This window comes from Streptosporangium sp. DT93 (assembly GCF_049844535.1).
Classification (GTDB): domain Bacteria; phylum Actinomycetota; class Actinomycetes; order Streptosporangiales; family Streptosporangiaceae; genus Streptosporangium.
The window spans coordinates 72116-96404 of sequence record NZ_JBNCLF010000021.1 but is presented as its reverse complement, the minus strand read 5'-3'; the positions used below and the strand labels follow the sequence as shown (position 1 = coordinate 96404).

General features: G+C 71.6%; 19 protein-coding genes. 13 read left to right on the top strand and 6 right to left on the bottom strand.

Features of this window, described 5'->3' with window-relative positions; translation table 11 throughout:
• Positions 1 to 4 precede the first annotated feature (4 nt).
• Positions 5 to 775, bottom strand: a complete 771-nt coding sequence (locus ACLQ2R_RS33185; protein WP_425965341.1) for a PadR family transcriptional regulator — start codon at positions 773 to 775, stop codon at positions 5 to 7.
• A 383-nt stretch (positions 776 to 1158) separates the two neighbouring features.
• On the bottom strand, positions 1159 to 1857 hold the full coding sequence (locus ACLQ2R_RS33180) for an SDR family NAD(P)-dependent oxidoreductase (protein ID WP_425965339.1): 699 nt from the start codon (positions 1855 to 1857) through the stop codon (positions 1159 to 1161).
• Positions 1858 to 1970: 113 nt separating this feature from the next.
• On the opposite strand from ACLQ2R_RS33180, the gene ACLQ2R_RS33175 reads away from it, so the two are divergent.
• The 4 genes from ACLQ2R_RS33175 (at position 1971) to acnA (ending at position 8740) form a co-directional block, all read left to right on the top strand.
• Positions 1971 to 2879, top strand: a complete 909-nt coding sequence (locus tag ACLQ2R_RS33175; protein ID WP_425965337.1) for a helix-turn-helix transcriptional regulator — start codon at positions 1971 to 1973, stop codon at positions 2877 to 2879.
• Between the two features lie 218 nt (positions 2880 to 3097).
• Positions 3098 to 4471, top strand: coding sequence for an MFS transporter (locus ACLQ2R_RS33170; protein WP_425965335.1), 1374 nt, complete (start codon positions 3098 to 3100; stop codon positions 4469 to 4471).
• Between the two features lie 555 nt (positions 4472 to 5026).
• Entirely contained in the window at positions 5027 to 5755 is a 729-nt protein-coding gene (locus tag ACLQ2R_RS33165; RefSeq protein WP_425965334.1) for a metal-dependent hydrolase, read from the top strand.
• 174 nt (positions 5756 to 5929) lie between these two features.
• Positions 5930 to 8740, top strand: a complete 2811-nt coding sequence (gene acnA, locus ACLQ2R_RS33160; RefSeq protein ID WP_425965332.1) for an aconitate hydratase AcnA — start codon at positions 5930 to 5932, stop codon at positions 8738 to 8740.
• 193 nt (positions 8741 to 8933) lie between these two features.
• Here acnA and ACLQ2R_RS33155 read toward each other — a convergent pair whose 3' ends face one another.
• Complete coding sequence (locus ACLQ2R_RS33155; RefSeq protein ID WP_425965330.1) at positions 8934 to 9737, bottom strand: hypothetical protein; 804 nt, start codon at positions 9735 to 9737, stop codon at positions 8934 to 8936.
• 219 nt (positions 9738 to 9956) lie between these two features.
• On the opposite strand from ACLQ2R_RS33155, the gene ACLQ2R_RS33150 reads away from it, so the two are divergent.
• Positions 9957 to 11168, top strand: a complete 1212-nt coding sequence (locus ACLQ2R_RS33150) for a histidine kinase (RefSeq protein ID WP_425965328.1) — start codon at positions 9957 to 9959, stop codon at positions 11166 to 11168.
• Positions 11165 to 11890 carry a response regulator gene (locus ACLQ2R_RS33145; protein ID WP_425965326.1) on the top strand — a complete coding sequence of 242 codons (726 nt, stop codon included), beginning with the start codon at positions 11165 to 11167 and terminating at the stop codon, positions 11888 to 11890. The genes ACLQ2R_RS33150 and ACLQ2R_RS33145 overlap by 4 nt, the downstream gene beginning before the upstream one ends.
• Here the strand turns inward: ACLQ2R_RS33145 and ACLQ2R_RS33140 are convergent.
• Positions 11854 to 12780 (bottom strand): LysR substrate-binding domain-containing protein, encoded by a 927-nt coding sequence (locus ACLQ2R_RS33140; RefSeq protein WP_425965324.1) that lies wholly within the window; start codon positions 12778 to 12780, stop codon positions 11854 to 11856. The genes ACLQ2R_RS33145 and ACLQ2R_RS33140 overlap by 37 nt on opposite strands.
• Before the next feature lie 72 nt (positions 12781 to 12852).
• Here ACLQ2R_RS33140 and ACLQ2R_RS33135 point away from each other — a divergent pair, with 72 nt between their 5' ends.
• The 5 genes from ACLQ2R_RS33135 to ACLQ2R_RS33115 all read left to right on the top strand — a co-directional run bounded on the left by ACLQ2R_RS33135 (position 12853) and on the right by ACLQ2R_RS33115 (position 18524).
• Complete coding sequence (locus ACLQ2R_RS33135) at positions 12853 to 13767, top strand: dihydrodipicolinate synthase family protein (protein ID WP_425965322.1); 915 nt, start codon at positions 12853 to 12855, stop codon at positions 13765 to 13767.
• A 195-nt stretch (positions 13768 to 13962) separates the two neighbouring features.
• Entirely contained in the window at positions 13963 to 15081 is a 1119-nt protein-coding gene (locus tag ACLQ2R_RS33130) for a sugar ABC transporter substrate-binding protein (protein WP_425965318.1), read from the top strand.
• Positions 15082 to 15271: 190 nt separating this feature from the next.
• Positions 15272 to 16036, top strand: a complete 765-nt coding sequence (locus tag ACLQ2R_RS33125) for an ATP-binding cassette domain-containing protein (RefSeq protein ID WP_399195294.1) — start codon at positions 15272 to 15274, stop codon at positions 16034 to 16036.
• Positions 16033 to 17280, top strand: coding sequence for a sugar ABC transporter permease (locus ACLQ2R_RS33120; protein WP_425965316.1), 1248 nt, complete (start codon positions 16033 to 16035; stop codon positions 17278 to 17280). The genes ACLQ2R_RS33125 and ACLQ2R_RS33120 overlap by 4 nt, the downstream gene beginning before the upstream one ends.
• Positions 17281 to 17315: 35 nt before the next feature.
• Positions 17316 to 18524 (top strand): ROK family transcriptional regulator, encoded by a 1209-nt coding sequence (locus tag ACLQ2R_RS33115; RefSeq protein ID WP_425965315.1) that lies wholly within the window; start codon positions 17316 to 17318, stop codon positions 18522 to 18524.
• Positions 18525 to 18649: 125 nt separating this feature from the next.
• Here ACLQ2R_RS33115 and ACLQ2R_RS33110 read toward each other — a convergent pair whose 3' ends face one another.
• Together ACLQ2R_RS33110 and ACLQ2R_RS33105 are read right to left on the bottom strand one after the other, a co-directional pair.
• Entirely contained in the window at positions 18650 to 19237 is a 588-nt protein-coding gene (locus ACLQ2R_RS33110; RefSeq protein ID WP_425965313.1) for a hypothetical protein, read from the bottom strand.
• A 365-nt stretch (positions 19238 to 19602) separates the two neighbouring features.
• Complete coding sequence (locus ACLQ2R_RS33105) at positions 19603 to 20439, bottom strand: neutral zinc metallopeptidase (RefSeq protein ID WP_425965311.1); 837 nt, start codon at positions 20437 to 20439, stop codon at positions 19603 to 19605.
• 167 nt (positions 20440 to 20606) lie between these two features.
• Here ACLQ2R_RS33105 and dxs point away from each other — a divergent pair, with 167 nt between their 5' ends.
• Positions 20607 to 22526, top strand: a complete 1920-nt coding sequence (dxs, locus tag ACLQ2R_RS33100; RefSeq protein ID WP_425965310.1) for a 1-deoxy-D-xylulose-5-phosphate synthase — start codon at positions 20607 to 20609, stop codon at positions 22524 to 22526.
• A 275-nt stretch (positions 22527 to 22801) separates the two neighbouring features.
• Positions 22802 to 24268 (top strand): amino acid permease, encoded by a 1467-nt coding sequence (locus tag ACLQ2R_RS33095; protein WP_425965309.1) that lies wholly within the window; start codon positions 22802 to 22804, stop codon positions 24266 to 24268.
• Positions 24269 to 24289 lie beyond the last annotated feature (21 nt).

Sequence of the window (24289 nt, the reverse complement as noted above, 5' to 3'; positions counted from 1 at the left end):
CGGGTCACTCCTCGCCGGTGTCGCCGTCGGCCAGGATCTGGTAGAGCTTGCGGCGCGTCTCGACCAGCGCCTGCTTCGCCTCCCGGATCTGGGCGTCACTGCCGGTCTGCAGGATCTGGAGCATGGCGAACCCCGACTGGCGGGTGATGTCCATCAGCTCCCAGGTGCTGTCGTCGACGTCGGGGGTCATCTCCTCCCACGGCGCGCGCACCTCCTCGGGGTGCTCGGCGACGTAGGCGCGCCCGGCGTCGGTGAGGCTGAAGGTCTTGCGTCCCTCGTTCTCCTCGGCCAGCACCAGGCCCTCGTCGGTGAGCTGCTGGAGCGCCGGGTAGACCGCGCCAGGACTGGGCTTCCAGCCGCCCTCGCTGCGCCGCTCGATCTCCTGGATGATCTGGTAGCCGTTGCAGGAGGCCTCGGTCAGCAGGGCGAGGATCGCCGCGCGGACGTCGCCGCGCTTCGCCTTGCGGCCGCGGCCGAACGGCGGGCCGCCCCCGCCGAACGGGCCCCGGCGCCCCCACCCGCCCCGGGGGAGGTCCCACGGGAACGCGCCGCCGGGGAAGGGGCCGCGGTGGCCGCGCCGCCGGTGCTCGCGCGGCCCGTCCTCGGCGTGCTCGTGCGAGTGGTGCGAGTGGTGGCGGTGCGCGTCGTGGCGCGACCCGCCCTCCCAGCCGGAGGCCGCCTGTCGCCAGGCCTCCTTGGCGGCGCGCTTCAGCTCGCGCTTGATCTCGTCGGGGCCGAGGCCCGCCCACGGGCCGCCCGATGCCGCTGATGTCATGTCTACCCCCATGTCGCGATCGTCTTTCGATCGTTCTCGATGCTTCAAAGATATATCGAGAACATTCTGAAGGCAACCCTATGTCCTGAAATGGGGTGAGAGGCGTCCGAACGAGGGGGAGGTGATGGATCGGCCGGAGTCGGCATGCCCGGCGTGCCGCTCGGTCCTTCACATGACGCGGCCGGCCGGAGGTGACATGCCCGGTGTACCGCTTGGTCCGTCACGTGACGCGGCCGGCCGGAGTCGGCATGCCCGGCCCGCCGCCCGATCCGCCACCGTGACGCGATCGGCCGGGCGCGACGGTGCTCGCGGAGTGTCCGGCCTCCGAAAGGCGGGCCAGACGGGGGCGGCGACCGGCGGCACCGGTGGCGCCGGTGGTGGGGTCAGGACCAGGCGATCTCCCCGGTCCGGTCGACGAAGCGCCCGGAGCGCGCGCCGGGCTTCTCGGTCGCCAGGCCGACGATCGCGTCCGTGCCCTCGGTGACGGTCTGGGGACCGCTGTTGCCGTTGAGGTCGGTCGCGGTGTAGCCGGGATCGACGGCGTTGACGCGGACGTCCGGCAGCGCCTTGGCGTACTGGGTGGTCAGCATCGTGAGCGCCGCCTTCGAGGCGGTGTAGAGCGGCGCGATCACCGAGGACTCGATCCGCGACGGGTCGTGGGTGATGGCGAGCGAGCCCAGCCCGCTGCCGACGTTGACGATCACCGGATCGGCCGACCGGCGCAGCAGCGGCAGGAAGGCGGTGGTCGTCCGCACCACGCCGACGAGGTTGACGTCGAGGACCCCGAGGGCGTCGGCGCCGGTCAGGGTGGCGGGATCGGCGTGAGGGCCGGCGATACCGGCGTTGTTGATCAGGACGTCGACCGAGCCCTCGTGATCGGCGACGTCGGCGGCAGCGGCGTCGACGGACGCGTCGTCGGTCACGTCGATGTGGACGAACCGCGCGCCGAGCTCGGCGGCGGCCCGCGCGCCCCGCTCGGGGTCGCGGGCCCCGACGAGCACGGTGTGGCCGAGCTCGACGAGACGGCGGGCGGTCTCGTAGCCGAGACCCTTGTTCGCTCCGGTGATGAAGGTGACTGTCATGCTCTCAGTCTCGCCCCACCTGCGGAAACGTGACAGGGAGGGCTCGACGGTAGGAACGCCGGTACCACCGTCGGCCTCGTCCGCGAGGACCGGGATGGCGCAGGATGGATGCCATGACCACGACACCGGGAGCCGGGCTGGGCGCGATGATCCGCACCTGGCGGGATCGGCTGCCCCCGTCGGCGGCGGCGCTGCCGGTGGGCCGGGCGCGCCGCGCGACCGGGCTGCGCCGGGAGGAGCTCGCCGAGCTCGCCGGCGTGTCGGTCGACTACGTCGTACGCCTGGAGCAGGGGCGGGCCACGACGCCCTCGGCGCAGGTGATCGCCTCTCTCGCCCGTGCCCTGCAGCTGACCGTCGCCGAACGGGACCACCTGTACCGGCTGGCCCGTCTGGTACCGCCGGCGGACGGCGCGATCTCCGACCACGTCTCACCCGGCGTCCACCGCGTGCTCACCCGCCTCGGGGACGTCGCGGTCGCCGTGTTCGCGGCGGACTGGCAGCTGATCTGGTGGAACCGCAGCTGGGCCGCGCTGCTGGGCGATCCCTCGTCGTCGCCGCCGAGGCTGCGCAACTTCGCCCGTGACAGGTTCCCGGTGGACGCGGGCCCCGTCCACCTCGCGCGCTGGCCCGTGAGCGAGCTGGACAGCGAGGCCACCGACGTCGCCGTCGTGTCCGACCTGCGCCGCGCCACCGGCCGGTTCCCCCGGGACGCGCGTCTGGCGCGGCTGATCCGCGAGCTGAGCGCGGGCAACCGGCGGTTCGCCGAACTGTGGGCGAACGGCACGGTGGCCGCCCACCGCGAGGACCACAAGACGATCGAGCACCCCTCGGTGGGACCGATCGCGGTGGACTGCGACGTGCTGGGCGACGGCGACTCCGAGTGCAAGATCGTGGTCATGACCACCGTGCCCGGCAGCGCGGACGAGTCCAAGCTGCGGCTCGCCGGGATCACCGGGATCACCGGGGCCACCGGGGCCACCGGCACGCCGGTCACCGCGAACGGCCCGCCCACCCGCCGGTAGGCGGGTCCCGCTCCGCCCGGCGGCGCTCGGTCCCGCCCCACCCCCGCTCCAGCCCCGCCCCAGCCCCTGCCTTGCCGCGCCCCTTCCGCCCCGCCCCTGCCTCGCTCCCGCCTCTCGTGCCCGCCCCTGACGCCTCGCGTACGGCCGGGTGAGAACGATCGACGGCGCACCCCCGCATGCGTAGGATGCAACCATCAAAAGACGATAGGTGGTGTTGCATGCGGCGTAACGAGGTCGTGCTCGTGGGGTTCACGGCGGCCACCAACCTGGCCGACGGAGTGGCGAAGATCACGCTCCCCCTGCTGGCCGTCGGCCTGACCGCCTCGCCGGGCCTGGTCGCCGGGGTCGGCTTCACCCTGACGCTCCCGTGGCTCCTGGCCTCGCTCCACGTCGGGGTGCTCGTCGACCGGGGGGACCGCAGGAGACTGGCCGCGTGGGCCAACCTGGTCAGGCTCGGCGCCGCACTGGTCCTGCTGGCGGCCTACGGCGCGGACGTGCTGTCGCTGCCCCTGATCTACCTCGCGGGCCTGACCATCGGGATCGCCGAGGTGGTGGCCAACTCCTCGGTCGGCGCGATGATCCCCGCCGCCGTGCCACGCGACCGGCTGGGGCGCGTCAACGCGTGGATCGCCGGGAGCGAGACCGTCGCCAACGAGTTCGCCGGCCCGGCCGTCGGAGGTCTGCTCGTCGGGGTGGGAACGGCCCTGGCGCTGGGTTCGTCGGCCGTGGCCTTCGCCTTCGGAGCGGTGCTGCTGGCCCTGCTGGCCGGACGCTTCCGCGCGTCCGTCCCCCCGGACGTCACGGACACCGGGAGCCGGGACGTCCCGGGGACCGGCGGCGGGAACGCCCTGGCCGCCGTGGGTGCCACGGGTGCCGGGGACGCCGGGGACGCCGGGGACACGGGCGGTGGGGCGCCCGCGCGTGAGCCGGGACGGGTCCGGGCGGAGATGGCCGAGGGGCTGGTCTTCCTCTGGAGCCACCGCCTGCTCCGCACGATGACGCTGACCATCGCCGTGCTGTCGGCCTGCTGGAGCGCCTGGCTGGCGCTGCTGCCCTCGTACGCGACGCAGGTGCTCCGGCTCGACGCGTCCGGGTACGGGCTGCTGATCAGTTCGATCGGCCTGGGCGGCCTGCTCGGCGCGGTGGCCGTGGGCCTGGTCAACCGCCTGCTGGGAATCCGCTGGGCGCTCTTCACCGACATCGTCTTCACCGTCGTCATGATGATCGTCCCGGCGGTGTTCCCCGCCGCGTGGGCGGTCGGCGCGGCCGCGTTCCTCGGAGGCCTGGGCGGGACGCTCTGGACGGTGAACAGCCGTACCCTGGGCCAGACGGTCGTCCCGGACCGGCTGCTGGGACGCTACGGCGCCGCGAGCCGCCTGCTGAGCTGGGGAACGCTGCCCGTGGGCGCCGCGCTGGCCGGGGTGATCGCCGAGTTGACCAGCCTGACCTGGGCTTTCGGTGTCTTCGCGGCCCTTGCCGTGCTGCCGCTCGTCCCGTTCCTGCGCGTCGTCACCGACGGTGAGATCGCCGATGCCCAGCGTATAAGTGAGGCAGATCACGGAATTCTTGCCGGATTCCGGAACAAGCACTGAGATGGGCACGTTACAAAGGACGTAGACGGGATCCGTTCCGTGCCGGAAGGGCTGGGGGGTGCTTTCGGTGCGGAACGGTCCCGTCTGTTGTTTTCCCAGGTGAGACCCGTGTCGGCCCGGGTCCTGCCCGCCGGTGACCTCCTCCCGGCCCTTGAGAACCCCACCTTCACGATCCCGCTTTGATGATCTCTTCCGGGGTCCCGCGCGCCCGCGTCCCACCCCGGGCTCCGACGGCCCTTCCCCGCCTTTTCGTGGCCTTTTCGCGGCCGGAACGGCGTTCCCGCCGAGGTTTCCGGCACCAACGGCGCGTTCCATCCGTTCTCCGTTCGTAGGAAGATGCCAGGGCAGGCACATCTCGTGAAGGGACGGGGAGATCGAAGCGGACGATCGTCGCCCTCGGGCGGCAGGGGAATCGGACGGAAACGATCGGCACCCGCGTGTCCGGGCGGTCCCGCCCGCGCGACACGCCGGGGACGCTGCACACCACGGTCCTCCACCGGGGGGAGAACCCGACGTACGGTCACTCGGGATGATCACCATGGTGGTGTCCGGGCGATGATGGGGCACACGCACGCCCTGACGGGGGCGATCGTCTGGCTGGGCGTGGCGCCCGCGCTGGCCGCGTTCCCGCTGCTGACCGAGACCTCCCGGTTCATCGAGACCGGGGTCATGGTCAACGCGCTCGATCCGGCCGAGCTGGTCGCCGGGACCATCATCTGCGCCGGTGCCGCGATGCTGCCCGACCTCGACCATCCGAGCGCGACGATCGCGCAGACGTTCGGGCCGGTCACCTGGGCGCTGAGCAAGGCGGTGTCCTGGCTGGCCGGGGGGCACCGCAACATCACCCACTCGCTGGCGTTCGCGGTCGCCGCGGGCTTCGGCACGCACTACCTGGCCAACACCTACCCGCTCGGCCGCGACATCATGGTGATCCTGCTCATCGGCCTGTCGCTGCGGGCCGTGGGGATCGCCATCCCGGGCAAGAAGTTCGCCTCGGCGATGCTCAACATCGGCATGACGGGCGGGTTGTTCATCGTCTTCCGCAGCGACAACGTGGGATACGCCTGGCTGGGGCTGGCGGTGGCGATCGGGTGCCTGACCCATGTCGCGGGCGACTGCTGCACGGAGCGGGGCTGCCCGGTGCTCTGGCCGATCCGCAGGAAATGGCTGCTGCCCTGGAAGATCGGGATCAAGACGGGCCGCGCCTTCGAGCAGAAGTTCCTCGGCCCGGCGCTCTCGGTCGTCGTCCTCGGGTTGCTGTACCTCCGCCTCGCCCCGCTCTGACCGTACCGGGTAGTAACTTGATGTCGAGATACTTCGGGGATATCTTGATATCGAGACATCCGCTGCGACCAGTCGGTGACCAGGAAGTTAGGCGTACCTAACCGTTATGGGCACTCAGGCGGTGCGGCAGGATTCAATTGCGCCTTATGTGCCGGCGCGCCAGACATCAGGGTGATGAGGAGGCGAACGGTGTCCGCGAACAGCTTCGGCAGCCGTGACACGCTCCGCGTCGGTGACGCGGGATACGAGATCTACCGGCTGGACGCCGTGGAGGGGTCGGGCCGTCTCCCGTACAGTCTGAAGATCCTTCTGGAGAATCTGCTCCGCACGGAGGACGGTGCGAACATCACCGCGGACCACATCCGGGCGATCGCCGGATGGGACCCGGCCGCCGCGCCGAACGTGGAGATCCAGTTCACGCCGGCCCGCGTGATCATGCAGGACTTCACCGGCGTCCCGTGCGTCGTCGACCTGGCGACCATGCGCGAGGCCGTCCGCGACCTCGGCGGCGACCCCGCCAGGATCAACCCGCTCGCCCCGGCCGAGATGGTCATCGACCACTCGGTCATCGTCGACTTCTTCGGCGGCGCCGACTCCTTCCGCCGCAACGTCGAGCGGGAGTACGAGCGCAACCGCGAGCGCTACCAGTTCCTGCGCTGGGGCCAGACGGCCTTCGACGAGTTCAAGGTCGTCCCCCCGGGCACCGGCATCGTGCACCAGGTCAACATCGAGCACCTGGCCCGCGTGGTCATGACGCGCGACGTCGAGCGGGACGGCGAGACCGTCCTGACCGCCTACCCCGACACCTGCGTGGGCACCGACTCCCACACCACCATGGAGAACGGCATCGGCGTCCTGGGCTGGGGCGTCGGCGGCATCGAGGCCGAGGCCGCGATGCTCGGCCAGCCGATCTCCATGCTGATCCCGCGCGTGGTCGGCTTCAAGCTGACCGGCAAGCTTCCGGCCGGCGCCACCGCGACCGACCTGGTGCTCACGATCACCGAGATGCTGCGCAAGCACGGCGTCGTCGGCAAGTTCGTGGAGTTCTACGGCGAGGGCGTCTCCAGCGTGCCGCTGGCCAACCGCGCCACGATCGGCAACATGAGCCCCGAGTTCGGCTCGACCTGCGCGATCTTCCCGATCGACGGCCAGACGACCGACTACCTCACGCTGACCGGCCGCCCCGCCGAGCAGGTCGCGCTCGTCGAGGCCTACGCCAAGGCCCAGGGCATGTGGCTGGACCCCTCGGCCGAGGAGCCGGTCTTCTCCGAGTACATCGAGCTGGACCTGGCCACGGTCGTCCCCTCGATCGCCGGCCCCAAGCGCCCCCAGGACCGCATCGCGCTCGCCGACGCCAAGCGCGCCTGGCGCGCGGCCGTCAAGGACTACGTCTCCAGCGTGCAGGGCCCGCTGGACGAGGCCTCCGGCGAGTCGTTCCCCGCCTCCGACCCGCCGGCCGTCTCCCGCCAGACCAACGGGGACAAGCCCAACGCGGCCGACCTCGACGGCGACCGGCCGCACAAGGTCGTGCCGGTGACGCTGGCCGACGGCACCACCTTCGAGATCGACCACGGCGTGGTGACCATCGCCGCGATCACGAGCTGCACCAACACCTCCAACCCGTACGTCATGATGGGCGCCGCGCTCCTGGCCAGGAACGCGGTCGAGAAGGGCCTGACCCGCAAGCCGTGGGTCAAGACCTCCCTGGCCCCGGGCTCGCAGGTCGTCACCGGCTACTTCGACCGCTCGGGCCTGCAGCCGTACCTGGACAAGATCGGTTTCAACCTGGTCGGCTACGGCTGCACCACCTGCATCGGCAACTCCGGCCCGCTGCAGGAGGAGATCTCCGCCGCCATCCAGGAGAACGACCTCGCGGTCACCGCGGTGCTGTCGGGCAACCGCAACTTCGAGGGCCGGATCAACCCCGACGTCAAGATGAACTACCTGGCCTCGCCGCCGCTGGTCGTCGCCTACGCCCTCGCGGGCACCATGGACATCGACCTGAACAACGAGCCGCTGGGCACCGGCTCGGACGGCGAGCCGGTGTTCCTGGCCGACATCTGGCCGGCCCCCGAGGAGATCGCGCAGGTCGTGGCCTCCTCGATCGACCAGGAGATGTTCCTGCACGACTACGCCGACGTGTTCAAGGGCGACGAGACCTGGCGCTCGCTGCCGATCCCGACCGGCAACACCTTCGAGTGGGACCCGGACTCGACCTACGTCCGCAAGGCCCCCTACTTCGACGGCATGCCGCCGGAGCCGGAGCCGGTGACCGACATCTCCGGGGCCCGGGTCCTCGCCAAGCTGGGCGACTCGGTCACCACCGACCACATCTCCCCGGCGGGCGCCATCAAGGTCGGCACCCCGGCCGCCGACTACCTCAAGGAGAACGGCGTCGAGGTCAAGGACTTCAACTCCTACGGCTCGCGCCGGGGCAACCACGAGGTCATGATCCGCGGCACCTTCGCCAACATCCGGCTGAGGAACCTGCTGCTCGACGGCGTGGAGGGCGGCTACACCCGCGACTTCACCGCCGAGGGCGGGCCGCAGTCCTTCATCTACGAGGCCTCGGCCAACTACCAGGCCGCCGGGATCCCGCTGGTCGTCCTGGCGGGCAAGGAGTACGGTTCCGGCTCCTCGCGCGACTGGGCCGCCAAGGGCACCGCACTGCTCGGCGTCCGGGCCGTCATCGCCGAGTCCTACGAGCGCATCCACCGCTCCAACCTGATCGGCATGGGCGTGCTGCCGCTGCAGTACCCCGAGGGGGAGACCGCGGCGTCGCTGGGCCTGACCGGTGAGGAGACCTTCGACATCACCGGCGTCGTGGCCCTCAACGAGGGCGGCGTCCCGTCCACCGTGACGGTGAAGGCGGGCGAGAAGGAGTTCCAGGCCGTCGTGCGCATCGACACCCCCGGGGAGGCCGACTACTACCGGCACGGGGGCATCATGCAGTACGTGCTGCGCTCGCTGCTCGCCAAGGGCTGAGCGGGGCGGCGGGGCCGGACGGCCCCGCCCGCTCCCGGGCGAGCGGCCCCTGACGAGAGCCGCCCGGTGGGACACCGTCCCGCCGGGCGGCTTCTCGCCGTCCGGGGGCCGGCGCCCCGGGCGACCTCGTGCCGTCCCGGGCCGGGGTTCCAGGCGACCTGGTGCCGTCCGGGGCCGCACGGCACGGGAGCCGTCACCCCCTGGGGCCGTAGAGGTTGCCGAGGATGTGCCCGGCGACGAGGACCACGACCCACACCATGGCACGCCTGCTCGGGAGAGGGCCGTCGCGCAGCAGGGAGACGCCCAGCGGGACGAGCGCGACGCACAGGCCGCCCACGGCGACGAAGGACTGCGGCTCGGTGCCCTTGAGCGTCCCCAGCGCCAGCGCCGACATCAGGCCGAGCGCGATCGAACGCCCCGGTCCCAGGGCGCCGGAGCGGTAGGCGCCGACGGCCAGCACGACCCAGCCGAGGAAGGCCGGCCCGGACAGGGCCCGGAACGGGTGCCAGCGCGTGTCCCGCCAGGCCAGGTAGTAGTCGTCGATCGCGCCGAGCATGACCGGCAGTCCGAGGCTGTCGGTCATGTGGAAGGCCAGGTGGTCGGTGCCGAACTGGAAGGTCCGGGTGAACAGGCCCAGGATCACCAGGCAGCCGCCCCACATCCCCCACAGCGGGCTGGTGGCGGCGATCCGCTGCGCCAGCGTCACGATCGCCGGGAACAGCAGGATGAACCCGCAGGCGAAGCAGACGTAGGCGGCGGTGACGAGTTCGGGATGACGGGCGTAGGCGGCGAGCTGCTGAGGGACGAAGTAGTGGAACGGGGAGCGCAGGACGGTCCCGGTCATGATCAGGAGGGGGCCGCCGATGAGCCCGGCGGCGCTCACCCACCGTCCCGGGAACGGAGGCCGCCGCTCCCGGCCGGCCGCGGCGTTGGCGGCCCGCCGGTCGGCGCCGGCCCGCCGCCATCGGGTGATCCGCCCGCGAAGCCCAGTGCTCATGTCGTTCCGCCCGTCTCATCGATTTCCGGCGCTTTTCCGGCGCGTCCCGGCTCGGTCCGCCGGGTGCCTCGTCATCGTGACGGGCGGTGTGGCGGGGGCGCGTCCGGCTCCGGTCGGATTCTGCGGTGACGCGCGAGCCGCGGGTACGACCCAGGGCAGAGGCCGATGTCCGACCCTGGGCAGACGCGGGACGCCCCTTCGGGGCGATAGCTTTCCGGCATGAACCGGACATGGAGGCGGCTCGCCGGCAGGCACGTCGCCGACGTGGCGACGGCGGCCGTCGTGGCGCTGCTCGTCGGGTACGCCATCGTCGACCCGCCGGGCCCGTCGCCGTCGTGGCCCGCCTGGTCGGCGTGGCCGGTGGCGGCCGTGCTGGGCCTCCCGGTCGCGCTGCGGCGGCACCGGCCACGCGTCATGCTCGCGTGGGCGTGCGCCGCGGGCGTGCTGTTCACCGTGACCGGTGCCGTCGCGGCGGGCGCGATCTGGCTGTCGTTCACACCGGCCGTGCTCGTGCTGTACGTGGTGGCCACGACCGCCTCGGCCGTGTGGTCGGCGGCGGGCCTGGCGGCGTGCGCGCTCGTCGCGACGTCCGCGATCCTGGTCTTCTACGACCGGGTCCTCCCCGGCCTGGCGCCCGCGGTCACACCCAGCGAGATGCCGCCGTACTGGCCGATCGAGATCGGCGTGACCGGTGTGCTGCTGGCCGTCGCGTGGGCCGCCGGGACGGTCGTGCGCTGGAAGCGGGACACGACCGCCCGCCTCGTCCACCACCTCGCCGAGGCCGCGGTGACCGACGAGCGCAGGCGCATCGCCCGGGAACTGCACGACGTCATCGGCCACAGCATGAGCCTGATCGCCGTCAAGGCCACCGTGGCCAACCACGTCGCCGACGACCGCCCGGAGGAGGTGCGCGCCGCGCTGGCCGTCATCGAGCGGACCAGCCGGAGCACGCTCGCCGAGATCCACCGGGTGCTGGGCCTGCTGCGCTCCGAGGGCGACCCGCGGGAGGCCCCCGCGCCCGTTCCCGGCATGGCGGACCTGCCCGAGCTGGCCGCGCACGCCCGCTCGGCCGGGGTCGAGGTGGAGCTGTCCGTCCGCGAGGAGGGCGCGCCACCCGCCGGGGTCGCGCTGTCGGTGTACCGGATCGTGCAGCAGGCCCTGACCAACGTCGTCACCCACGCCGGGCCCACCCGTTGCGCGGTCACCGTGGAGATCGACGGGCGGGCGGCCGTGATCGAGGTCGTCGACGACGGTTCCCGCCACGGCGTGCCGCCACGCGCGGACCACGGCCGGTCCGGAGGACACGGTCTGATCGGCATGCGCGAACGGGCCAGGATGTACGGGGGCACGTTCGGCGCGGGCCCCCGGCCCGAAGGAGGTTTCCGCGTGGCGGCCCGACTGCCCTACGACCCGAACGGCACCCCGGAATGACCACCGGCGCCACCCCTCGGGATCCCTCCCCGCGTGATCCGCTCCCGCGCGAGCCGGAGCCCGTCCGGGTCCTGCTCGCAGAGGACGAGGTCCTGTTGCGCGACAGCCTCAAGGTCCTCATCGACACCGCGCCGGGAATGGTCACCGTGGGGGAGGCGGGCACCGGCTCCGAGGCCGTGTTCCTGGCCCGCCTGCGACGGCCCCACGTCGTCCTGATGGACGTGCGGATGCCGGACATGGACGGCATCGAGGCGACCAGGCGCATCTGCGCCGACCCGGCCGCCGCCGGCGCCCGGGTGCTGATCCTCACCACGTTCGACCAGGACGAGTACGTGTACGCCTCGCTCAGGGCCGGTGCGAGCGGGTTCCTCGTCAAGAGCGCGACCGCGACCGAGCTGCTGGCCGCCGTCCGGGTCGTCGCCTCGGGTGAGGCGCTGCTCTCGCCCACCGTCACCCGGCGGCTCATCGCCGACGTCCTCCGACAGCCCCGGCCCGCCCCGGCCCGGGGGATCCTCGGCGACATCACCCAGCGCGAGCAGGACGTTCTCACCCTCGTCGGCACGGGGATGTCCAACTCCGAGATCGCGGATCACCTTCACCTGACCGTCGGCACGGTCAAGACCCACATCGGCCGCCTGCTGGCCAAACTGCGCGCCCGCGACCGGGCCCAGCTCGTCATCGCGGCCTACGAGAGCGGGCTTGTTTCGATCCCACCCCCGTGAGCTAGCTCCGCGGGGACCGCGGAGCGCAGTGCGGCGGTGACGGTGGCGACGGCGGGGTGCGCGTCGGCCCCGGCGCGGTGGGCTGTCATGGTCCGCCTGCGGATCGGCGTCCGGGTCAGCACCACGCCGGACGGCGGGTTCACCGCGCCGAGCCGCGGGACCAGCGCGACTCCCTGCCCGGCGGCGACCAGGGCCAGCACGGTGGCGAACTCCTCGACGTGGTGCCGGACGCGGGGGAGGAAGCCGGCGGCCTGGCAGGCCCGGACGGTCATCGCGTGGCAGGCCGTGCCCGGGATCGCCGTGATCCAGGGCAGGTCCGCGCAGCCGGCGATCGTCCGGCCGCCGGGGGTCCCCGACGGAGCGGCCGAGGCGAGATAGACCGGCTCCTCGAACAGGGGCCGGGTGGCCAGGCCCGGCTCGGCCGCCCGGGGGACGAAGTCGTAGTCGTGGATCAGCGCGAGATCCAGGTCGCCGGCCCGCAGCGCGTCGGCGACGCCGGCCGGATCGATCTCCGAGATCATCGGCTCCAGACCGGGGTGCTCGCGGGCGAGGGCGATCAGGGCTGCCGGGAGGATCGCCCGGGCCGCGGTCGGGAAGGTGCCGACGCGCACCGGGCCGGCCAGGCCGTGGCGGGCGTCGACCAGTTCGCCCGCGGCCTGTTCCAGGCGGTGCAGGATCACCTCGGCGTGACGGGCCAGGTTCCGCCCGGCGGGGGTCAGGCACACCCGTCGTCCCGTCCGCTCCAGCAGCGGCACGCCCGCCTCGCGTTCCAGGACGGCCAGTTGCTGGGAGACCGCCGAGGGGCTGAAGGAGAGCGCCTGGGCGACGGCGGCGATGGTGCCGCGCAGGGCGAGCTCGCGCAGCAGGCGCAGGCGGCGGACATCGAGCATCGGCTCAGCTTACGCTGGAACCGACAAACGTGAACTGGACCCGCACAGCGCGGCCGGGACACCCTGGTGGCCATGACCTCGAACACCGCCTTCCGCGGGATCCACGTGCCGCTGATCACGCCGTTGGACACCGGCGGCCGGATCGCGACGGACGCCCTGGAACGACTCGCCCGCGACGTCCTGGACGAGGGGGCCGCCGGGATCGTCGCGCTGGGGACGACCGCCGAGACCGCCACCCTCGACGAGACCGAGCGGCACGCGGTCGTCGACGTGTGCGCCCGCGTCTGCCGCGAGCGCGGGGCGACCCTGATCGTCGGCGCGGGCGGCAACGACACCCGCAGGAGCGCGGCCGACCTCGCGCGGCTCGCGGCGTGGCCGGCCGTGACGGCCGCGCTGGTCCCGGTGCCGTACTTCACCCGGCCGGCGCAGCCCGGCGTGCTGGCGCACTTCACCCACCTGGCGGCCGCCTGCCCCGTGCCGCTGATCGTCTACCACGTCCCGCTCCGCACCGGGCAGGACCTCGACGCGGACTGCCTGCGCGCCCTGGGCCGGCTGCCCGGGGTCGCCGGGATCAAGTACGCGGTCGGCGGCATCGACCCGCACGCGGTGGAACTGCTCGCCGACCCTCCGCCGGACTTCGCCGTCCTGGCCGGTGACGACACGTTCGTGTCACCGCTCCTCGCGCTCGGCGCCACCGGCGGCATCGTGGCCTCCGCCCACCTGGCCACCGGGCGGTACGCCGAGCTGGCCGGCGCCTGGGCCGGCGGGGACCTCCCGCGGGCCCGGGAGCTCGGGCACCGGCTGTCCGCCCTGTCGGCCGCCGCGTTCGCCGGACCCAACCCCACCGTGATCAAGGGTGTCCTGCACGCCCAGGGCCGCATCCCCACACCGGACGTGCGGCTGCCGCTGCTCCCCGCCGGTCGGGAGGCGATCGACCTGACGCTCCGGCGGCTCGCCGGTCTCCGGCCCCTTGCCCACGGTCGTTAAGCTGGCGTTTCTGGATTGTTACCGGCCACAACAAACTTTACCTCTGGAGGGTCTGGCGCTCTGGCCAACGGCGGAATACGTTGCCGCAAACAACATTCAACGGAACGGTGAGCCGAGATCCGGCGGACCCGTACCCGCGAATTCGGCATGCCGCACCTCCGTACCCCCCACTTTCGAAGAAAGGACCCGTGCACCATGCGCAAGGGGATCCTCAGCATGACCACCGCCGCCGCGGTGATGACCCTCGGTCTCGCCGCCTGCGGGAGCGAAGAGCCCACCACCGCCGCCCCGAGCAGCGCTCCCTCCGCGGAGAGCTCGGCCGCCGCCGCCGGCAAGGTCGGTGTCATCCTCCCCGACAGCAAGTCCTCCGCCCGCTGGGAGACCGCTGACCGCAAGTACCTGGAGGAGGCGTTCAAGACCGCGGGTGTCGCCTACGACATCCAGAACGCCCAGGGCGACAAGACGCAGTTCCAGACCATCGCCGACCAGATGATCACCAACGGCGCCACGGTCCTGATGATCGTCAACCTGGACAGCGGTACCGGCAAGGCCGTCCTCGACAAGGCCAAGGCCCAGGGCGTGGCGACCATCGACTACGACCGCCTCACCCTGAACGGCGGCGCCTCCTACTACGTCAGCTTCGACAACACCAAGGTCGGCACCCTGCAGGGTGAGGGCCTGGTGAAGTGCCTGACCGACAAGAAGGCCGAGAAGCCGATCGTCGCCGAGCTCAACGGCTCGCCGACCGACAACAACGCCACGCTGTTCAAGAACGGCTACGACGGCGTGCTCAAGGCCAAGTACGACGCGGGCGACTACGTCAAGGGCCCGGACCAGTCGGTCCCGGACTGGGACAACGCCCAGGCCGGCACCATCTTCGAGCAGATGCTCACCGAGCAGCCGAAGATCGCCGGAGTCCTGGCCGCCAACGACGGTCTCGGCAACGCCGCCATCACCGTGCTCAAGAAGAACAACCTGAACGGCAAGGTCCCGGTCACCGGCCAGGACGCCACCGTGCAGGGCCTGCAGAACATCCTCGCCGGCGACCAGTGCATGACGGTCTACAAGGCGATCAAGAAGGAGGCCGACGCGGCCGCCGAGCTCGCCATCGGCCTGGCCAAGGGCGAGAAGCCCGCTGCCTCCGGCACGGTCAAGGACACCGAGAGCAACGCCGACGTGCCCGCCGTCCTGCTCGACCCCCAGCCGATCTTCTTCGACAGCGTCAAGGACGTCGTCGCCGACGGCTTCGTGACCAAGGAGGAGCTGTGCACCGGTGACTTCGCCAAGAAGTGCACCGAGGCCGGAATCGAGTAACACGCGGGAGGGCGCGGCCGGCCACGGCGGCCGGCCGCGCCCCCACGCCCGATCGTGTGGCGCATCCGCACTGTGACACCGGGGTACGCGGCAGATGAGCGTCTCCCGTACGGCAGGGCAGGACACCGCCTGCAGGCGCCCCAACCGCGCGAGCCCCACCGCGCGAAATGAACACAGGGAGCACAACCCCATGACCCCCGCACTGGAACTTCGCGGGATCGACAAGAGTTTCGGTCCCGTACAGGTCCTGCACGACGTCTCCCTCTCCGCCTATCCCGGAGAGGTGACCGCGCTGGTCGGCGACAACGGCGCGGGCAAGTCCACCCTCGTCAAGTGCGTCGGCGGCATCCACTCCATCGACTCCGGCGAGTACTTCTTCGACGGCAAGCCCGTCCAGATCGGCAGCCCGCGCGACGCGGCCGACCTGGGCATCGAGATCGTCTACCAGGACCTCGCGCTCTGCGACAACCTCGACATCGTCCAGAACATGTTCCTCGGCCGCGAGCACAAGCGCGGCATCGTCCTGGACGAGGACACCATGGAGGAGATGGCGGCCAGGACCCTGGAGAGCCTCTCGGTCAGGACCGTCAAGTCCATCCGGCAGCTCGTCGCCAGCCTGTCCGGCGGCCAGCGCCAGACCGTGGCCATCGCCAAGGCCGTCCTGTGGAACAGCAAGGTCGTCATCCTCGACGAGCCGACCGCGGCGCTGGGCGTCGCCCAGACGGCGCAGGTGCTGGAACTGGTCCGCCGCCTCGCCGACCAGGGCCTGGCCGTCGTGCTGATCTCGCACAACATGAACGACGTGTTCGCCGTCTCGGACCGCATCGCCACCCTCTACCTCGGCCGGATGGCGGCCCAGGTCAAGACCTCGGACGTCACCCACGCGCAGGTCGTCGAACTCATCACCTCCGGCCGCAGCGGGGACCTCGGCCTCACCAACGGAGTCACCGTATGACCGCCACGATCACCCCGAAGACCGTGCAGGAGAACCCCTCCATCACGGCGAACGCCCGCGGCTACGTCGAGCGGGTCCGCGGCGGGGACATGGGCGCGTTGCCGGCGGTGTTCGGCCTCGTGGTGCTCTGCACGGTCTTCGCGATCCTGCGCCCCGCCTTCCTGTCCTCGGGCAACTTCGCCAACCTGCTCACCCAGGGCGCCGCGGTCACCGTGATCGCCATGGGCCTGGTCTTCGTCCTGCTCCTCGGCGAGATCGACCTGTCGGCGGGCTTCGCCAGCGGCGTCTGCGCCGCGATCCTCGCGATCATGCTCAGCAGCCAGGGCCTGCCCTGGTACGTCGCGGTCGGCGCGGCCGTCCTCGCCGGCGTGGTGATCGGCACCACGATCGGGTCCGTCGTCGCGAAACTCGGCATCCCGTCCTTCGTGGTGACGCTCGCGGCCTTCCTGGCCTTCCAGGGACTCGTGCTGCTGCTCGTCAAGGGCGGCACCATCATCGCCATCCGCGACGAGACGATCCTGTCGATCTCCAACAAGAACCTGCCCCCGACGCTGGGCTGGATCCTGCTGGCCGTCGGCGTCGCCGCCTACGCCGGCCTGCAGCTGACCCGCTCCCGCAAGCGCGCCTCCCGGGGCCTGGCCTCCGACCCGATCTCGCTGATCGCGGTCAGGGTGGGCGCCCTCGCGCTGCTCGGCGGGCTCGCCGTGTACTTCCTCAACATCGAGCGGAGCCGCAACGCCGCGCTGGTCTCCCTGGCCGGCGTGCCGCTCGTGGTGCCCATCATCGTGGTGCTGCTGCTGATCCTGACGTTCCTGCTCCGGCGCACGGCGTACGGACGTCACCTGTACGCGGTCGGCGGCAACGCCGAGGCCGCGCGCCGGGCGGGCATCAACGTCGACCGGATGAAGATCAGCGCGTTCGTGATCTGTTCCTCCATGGCCGCCGTCGGCGGCATCATCGCCGCCTCCCGCGCCAGCTCCGTCGACCCCAACACCGGCGGCAGCAACGTGCTGCTCTACGCGGTCGGCGCCGCCGTCATCGGCGGCACCAGCCTGTTCGGCGGCAAGGGCCGGGTGCTGGACGCCATCCTCGGCGGCGCGGTGGTCGCGGTCATCGAGAACGGCATGGGCCTGATGGGCTACAGCTCCGGCGTGAAGTACATGGTGACCGGATCGGTCCTGCTGCTGGCCGCCATGGTGGACGCCCTGTCCCGCAAGCGAGCGGCCGCCACCGGGCTAAGGTGATCATCGACTCCGATCCGCCGAAGGAAGCCAAGGCCATGCGGGCAGGTCCCTCCCAAGAGGAGATCAGGCGTCACAACCTCGGGGCCCTCCTGCGTCACGTGCACCTGAGCGGGCCCACCTCCCGCGCGGAGCTCACCAACCGGATGGGGCTCAACCGCAGCACCATCATGGCCCTCACCGCCGACCTGACCGCCGCCGGGCTGGTCAGGGAGGAGCTTCCCCGGGAGACGGGCCGGGCCGGGCGCCCGTCCCTGGTGGTCCGCCCGGAGTCGGCGCGGGTCTACGTGTTCGCCTTCGACGTGGGCGTCGACCGGATGGTCGCCGCCCGCGTCGGCCTGGGCGGCACCATCCTCGACCGGCGCGAGACGGTACGGCGGCGCGGGCCCTTCTCCCTGGAGGAGATCGTCGGCCCGCTCGCCGCCTTCGCCCGGCAGATGCACCGCAGGACCAGGCCCGACACGGTCTGCGTGGGGGTCGCGGCGGCGTTCCCCGGGGGAGTGGGCCGCAGCGACGGGATCATCAGGTTCGGGCCCAACATGGTCACCGTGGAGGACGTGCCGTTCGCCGACGAGATGACCCGGCGGCTGGCCTTCGGCCTGCCGGTCGCCGTCGGCAACGACGCCAACCTGGCCGCCCTGGCCGAGCAGACCCGGGGGGTCGGTGTCGGCTGCCGCGACCTGGTCTACCTGCACGGGGACGTCGGCATCGGCGGCGGCGTGATCGTCAACGGTCAGCTGCTCGGCGGCCACCTGGGCTTCGGCGGCGAGGTCGGTCACATGATCGTCAACCCCGTCCGGGGACGCCTGTGCTCGTGCGGGTCGCTGGGCTGCCTGGAGGCGGAGGTGGGGGAGCGCGCCCTGCTGGAGGCCGCCGGGCGCTTCGGACCCCGGGTCGGGGCCGACGCCGTCCGCGCCGTGGTCGACGCCGCCGACCGCGGGGACGTCGTCGCGCAGGCCGCCCTGAGCAGGGTCGGCGGCTGGCTCGGGCTGGGCGTCGCCAACCTCGTCAACCTCTTCAACCCGGAGATGATCGTGTTCGGGGGCATGCTCCGGGAGATCTACCTGGGCTCCGCCGCCCAGGTCCGCAGCCGTCTCGCCGTCGACGCCCTGCCGCCGTCCCGCGAGCACCTGCGCCTGCGCACCTCGGCCCTCGGCGATGACGCCACCCTCGTGGGCGCCGCCGAACTGGCCTTCTCCCAGGTCCTGGCCGACCCCCTGGAGGTCCTCGCCAGAACCGGCTCCTGACCGCACGGCCCGCGCGGGATGTTGCGATGCGCGGCGCTCACTCGGCGGCCGGGGGCACGACCGGTCGCCGGATGCGTTCGTCTGCCGACACCTGGGGCCGGGGGTGCCGACAGCGTCACGGGTGCCTATCTGACGAGACCGGCGACCACGTTGCGCAACTCCAGGTGGCCGGACTTCAGCTCGGCGACGTCACCCTCGATGCGCTTCGTCGAGAGCTCGAGGTTGCCGACGGAGCGCTTGACGACGGAGAGATCCTCGCGCATTTCGGCGTGACCGGTCCGCAGCCCGGCCATCTCGACCCGAAGCTGGTCCTGGCCGACCCGTAGCTGCCCCACCTCCGCGCGAAGCTCGCTCACGTCGGTCCGTAGACCGTTCACGTCGGTCCGCAGGTCGTTCACGTCGGTCCGTAGACCGTTCACGTCGGTCCGCAGGTCGTTCATGTCAGTCCGCAGGTCGTTCACATCGGACCGCAGGTCGTTCATGTCGGACCGCAGCTCGTTCATCTCGGTGCGGAACTTGTTCATCTCGGTGCGGAACTCGTTCATCCCTGCGCTGAGGGCGGCCACCTCGGTGTTCAGTTTCGAGGTGACCGTGCTCAGGTCGCGCAGGACCTCGAACATGCCCGAGACGAGCGCCCTGCTCTCGTCGCCCTGCGCGCGGAGCGCGAGGACGTCGGTCTCCAGCACCCGCAGGCGCATCTCTGTCGTGCTCACTCGTGCCCTTCTCCCTGTCTCGACCGGCGGGGGGCCGGCGGCGGCCGTTCCATGGCGTGAGAGACGCTCGCGTCCCGTCGCGCCCGGCCGACGCCGTCACACTACTCACCGTCACGAGATGATCGCCATTCGTGACCGGGGTCGGGAAGCGCGTCATGCCGCGTACGGGAGGAGGATTCTCATCCCGCGGCGGCGGCCGGTATGAGATTCCTCATACCGGGTGTACGAGAAAGACCACCCGTCGCGCGGCTGTGGGACGGCGACGGGTGGCCGGGTGGATCAGGTGGAACGGGTGGATCGGATCGATGGACGGATCGGTGGAACGCGGTCCGCGAAGGGCCCGCCGTGCTGGTCGGGCGAGGTGATCAGGCGAGGCGGCCGGTGGGGGCCGTCCAGGTGTTGCAGCCGGACGGGGAGCCCGCGTTGAAGCCGCGTTCCATCCAGTACGCCTGGCTGCGGCCCTTGCCGTGGTCGTTCTTGGGCCAGTTCTTGTGCCCGTTCTCGGCGACCCAGGAGACCATGGCGTCCCACTGCGCCTGGTCGACCGGCAGGGTGTCGGAGATCTGGCGCACGAAGGCCGAGCCCAGGCAGTCGGCCTGCAGCTCGAGGCGGCGGGAGTAGGCCAGCTTGGCGGCGGGCCTGGCACGCCAGACGCTGTTGGCGTAGTAGGTCAGGATGCCCGAGAGCTGCTGCACGTGGTGGCCGTACTCGTGGGCGATGAACTGGGCGTGGGTGGCCGGGTGGGCGTTCCTCAGCACCGCCCGGCTGATGCCGATGTAGATGGTGCGGTTGCTGGAGCAGTACATGCCGCCCGCGCTGGTGGGCCACCGGCCGCAGGGGGTGTTCACCTTCACCGTGGAGAAGCGGAGCCTGGGCTGGGAGAAGGCCATGTTGGTCTTCCTGAACTGGGTCTTCCAGCCCAGGTTGAGGCAGCGGACGACCTTGGTCACGTAGATGCGGTAGGAGGCCGCGCTCCCCGCGCGGATCCCACCGGCACGGCAGTTGACGCTCGGCAGCGCGCTGGTGCGGTAGAGGGGGTTGGACGTGGCGGCGGCGCGCCCGCGCGGGGGAGCCTGCGTGCCGGTGGCCGGGGCGCCCGCGGCGGGCGTGGCGGTGACCGGTACCGGCGAGTCGGCGGCGGGGGCGGCCGTGGGGGCGGACGCGTTGGCCGCGTCCAGGCCTGTTACCAGGGCAAACAGCAACGAGGCGGCAACGAGTGACGATAGTTGCCTAAAGGGGAGAGTTTTCATGGTGGGGCAAAGGTTATTGCAAGTGTGGATAAAACGTGCAGAGTCTCGGCTCTTGGGGGCGGCGTCCCGCATCCGAACTAGACTCGTCGTGACGTTGGCCAGACAGAGGAGATGATTCCGTGAGCGAGCGGACCGGGCGGCCTGGAAGTCTTCTGGAGTCGGTCAAGGGACCGCGGGACCTGAAACTGCTGGCACCGGACGAGCTGCCAGGGCTCGCCGCGGAGATCAGGGATCTGCTGATCGCCTCCACGGCCCGCATCGGCGGGCACCTCGGACCGAACCTGGGCGTGGTGGAGCTGACGATCGCGCTGCACCGCGTCTTCGACTCGCCGCACGACCGCGTCCTGTGGGACACCGGGCACCAGGCCTACGTCCACAAGATGCTCACCGGCCGGGCCGCGCGCTTCGACACCCTCCGCCAGGAGGGCGGCCTGTCGGGGTATCCGAGCCAGGCCGAGTCCGAGCACGACATCATCGAGAACTCGCACGCCTCCACCGCCCTCTCCTACGCCGACGGCCTGGCCAAGGCCTACCGGCTGCGCGGCGAGGCCGACCGCACGGTCGTCGCGGTCATCGGCGACGGCGCCCTCACCGGCGGCATGGCCTGGGAGGCGCTCAACAACATCGCCGGGCGCAAGGACCTGCCGCTGATCATCGTCGTCAACGACAACGGCCGCTCCTACTCGCCGACCATCGGCGGCCTCGCCTCCCACCTGGCCTCACTGCGCACCGACCAGCGCTACGAGGACGTGCTCGAGTTCGTCAAGGACGGCCTGCACCGGGTCCCGCTGGTCGGTGCCCCGGTCTACGACGCCCTGCACGGCGTCAAGAAGGGCATCAAGGACGTCCTGGCCCCGCAGGTCATGTTCGAGGACCTCGGCCTGAAGTACATCGGGCTGGTCGACGGCCACGACGAGCAGGCCGTCGAGGCCGCGCTGCGCAGGGCCCGCGGCTTCCGCCGCCCGGTCATCGTGCACGTGCTCACCAAGAAGGGCTTCGGCTACTCCCCGGCGGAGAACCACGACGAGGACTGCTTCCACTCGCCCGGCGTCTTCGACCCGCTGACCGGCGAGGAGAAGCCCAAGCCGCACGGCTGGACCAACGTCTTCGGCCAGGAGATGGTCCGCCTGGGCGCCGAACGCCAGGACATCGTCGCGATCACCGCCGCGATGCTCGGCCCGACCGGCCTGATCCCCTTCTCCCGGGCCTACCCCGACCGCCTCTACGACGTCGGCATCGCCGAGCAGCACGCGCTGACCAGCGCCGCCGGACTGGCACTGGGCGGCCTGCACCCGGTGGTGGCCCTCTACTCCACCTTCCTCAACCGGGCCTTCGACCAGCTCCTGATGGACGTCGCCCTGCACCGGCTGCCCGTCACGGTCGTGCTGGACCGCGCGGGCGTCACCGGCGACGACGGCGCCAGCCACAACGGCATGTGGGACCTGTCGATCCTGCAGGTCGTCCCCGGCCTGTCGATCGCGGTCCCCCGGGACGAGCCGCGCCTGCGGGAGCTGCTCGCCGAGGCCGTGAAGGTCGACGACGGCCCGACCGTGCTGCGCTACCCCAAGGGGGCCGTGACGGCCGAGATCGAGGCGGTCGGCCGGCTCGGCGGCATGGACGTGCTGCGCGCGGGCGACCCCGACGTGCTGCTCGTGTCCGTGGGCCCGATGGCCGAGATCTGCCTGGGGGCCGCCGACCTGCTCGACGCCCAGGGCATCTCCGCCACGGTGGTCGACCCGCGCTGGGTCAAGCCGCTCGACGAGGCCCTGGTGGCCTCGGCCCGCCTGCACAAGCTGGTCGTGGTGGTCGAGGACAGCGGGCGGGTGGGCGGGGTCGGCGACGCGGTCGCCCGCCTGCTGCGCGACGCCGACGTGGACGTCCCGGTCCGCACGTACGGGATCCCGCAGCGCTTCCTCGACCACGCCAAGCGGCCGAAGATCCTCGGCGAGATCGGCCTGACCTCCCAGGACATCGCCCGCCAGATCACCGAGGCGGTCGCCAAGCGCTCCCCGGTCCTGGAGAACGACCCGGCCCGCTGACCCCGGCGGCCCGGCCCGCCGAACTCGGCGGCCCGGCTCACCGAGCCCGGCGGCCCGGCCCTGTGAGCCCGGCTCGCCGGCTCCGGCCGTACGGCTCGCCGGCTCCGGCGGCACGGCCCGCGTCCCCTGGAAGGCACCGCCGGGGCGCGGACCGTCGCCGCGCCGGAACGGTGCCGGATTTTTCCCAAAGAACCCGGTGCCCGCCGTTCGGCCGGTGATCCGCTGGGCATGACCTGATGCGTCGGGGGATCATCACCGCCGATCGAGGAGGGTCCATGAGCGTCTTGCGCGTCAAGTCGGTGGAACAGTCGATCTCGGACACCGAAGCGCCCGAACATCGGCTGAGCAGGGATCTCAGCGCGCTCGACCTCACCGTCTTCGGTGTCGGCGTCATCGTGGGGACCGGCATCTTCGTGCTCACCGGCCGGGTCGCCAGGGAGATGGCCGGGCCCTCGGTGGCCCTGTCGTTCGTGATCGCCGGGATCGTCTGCGCGCTGGCGGCGCTCTGCTACGCCGAGTTCGCCTCCACCGTCCCCGCGGCCGGTTCCGCCTACACGTTCGCCTTCGCCACCCTCGGCGAGTTCCCCGCCTGGATCATCGGCTGGGACCTGATGCTGGAGATGATGCTCGGCGCCGCGGTCGTCGCGGTCGGCTGGTCGGGCTATCTCACCTCGCTGCTGGACTCGGTCGGGGTCACCCTGCCGACGGTCATCGCGGGGGAGGGGGCGGTGTTCAACCTGCCCGCCTCCCTGATCGTGCTGGTCCTCACCGCCATCCTGGTCATGGGAATCAAGCTGTCCTCCCGGTTCAACCTGATCATCGTCGCGATCAAGGTCACCGTGGTGATGCTGGTCATCGTGGCGGGACTGTTCTTCGTCAAGGCCGCCAACTACGCGCCGTTCATCCCGCCGTCCAAGGAGACCCCGGCGGTGGAGGGGCTCTCCGCCCCGCTCATCCAGGTGCTCTTCGGGATCACCCCGGTCGCGTTCGGGGTGATGGGCATCTTCGGCGCCGCGGCGATCGTGTTCTTCGCCTACATCGGCTTCGACGTCGTCGCCACCGCGGCCGAGGAGACGCGCAACCCGCAGCGGGACCTGCCCGTCGGCATCCTGTCCTCGCTCGCCGTGTGCACCGTGCTCTACGTCGCGGTCTCCCTGGTCGTGGTCGGCATGCAGCGCTACGACCAGCTGAGCGAGGCGGCGCCGCTGGCGGACGCGTTCAAGGCGGTCGGCCAGACCTGGGCGGCCTCGGTGATCAGCGTCGGCGCGCTGGCGGGCCTGACGACGGTCGTGATGATCCTCATGCTGGGCATGTCGCGGGTGATGTTCGCCATGTGCCGCGACAACCTGCTCCCCAGCGGGCTGGGCAAGGTCCACCCGAAGTACCGCACGCCGTACCTCATCACCATCCTGATGGGCGTCGTGGTGGCCGCGCTGGCCGGGCTGGTGCCGCTGTCCACGATCGCCGAGCTGGTCAACATCGGCACGCTCTTCGCGTTCGTGGTGGTGTCGATCGCGGTGGTCATCCTGCGCCGCACCCGCCCGGACCTGCCGAGGTCCTTCCGTACCCCGCTGGTGCCGCTGGTGCCGATCCTGTCGGTGCTCGCCTGCCTGTACCTGATGCTCAACCTGCCGGTGGAGACCTGGCTCAGGTTCCTGGCGTGGATGCTCATCGGGATCGTCATCTACTTCGGGTACGGCTACCGGCACAGCAGGCTCTCCGAGCATCACGTGAACCGCTAGGAGCCCGGACGACGGGACGGG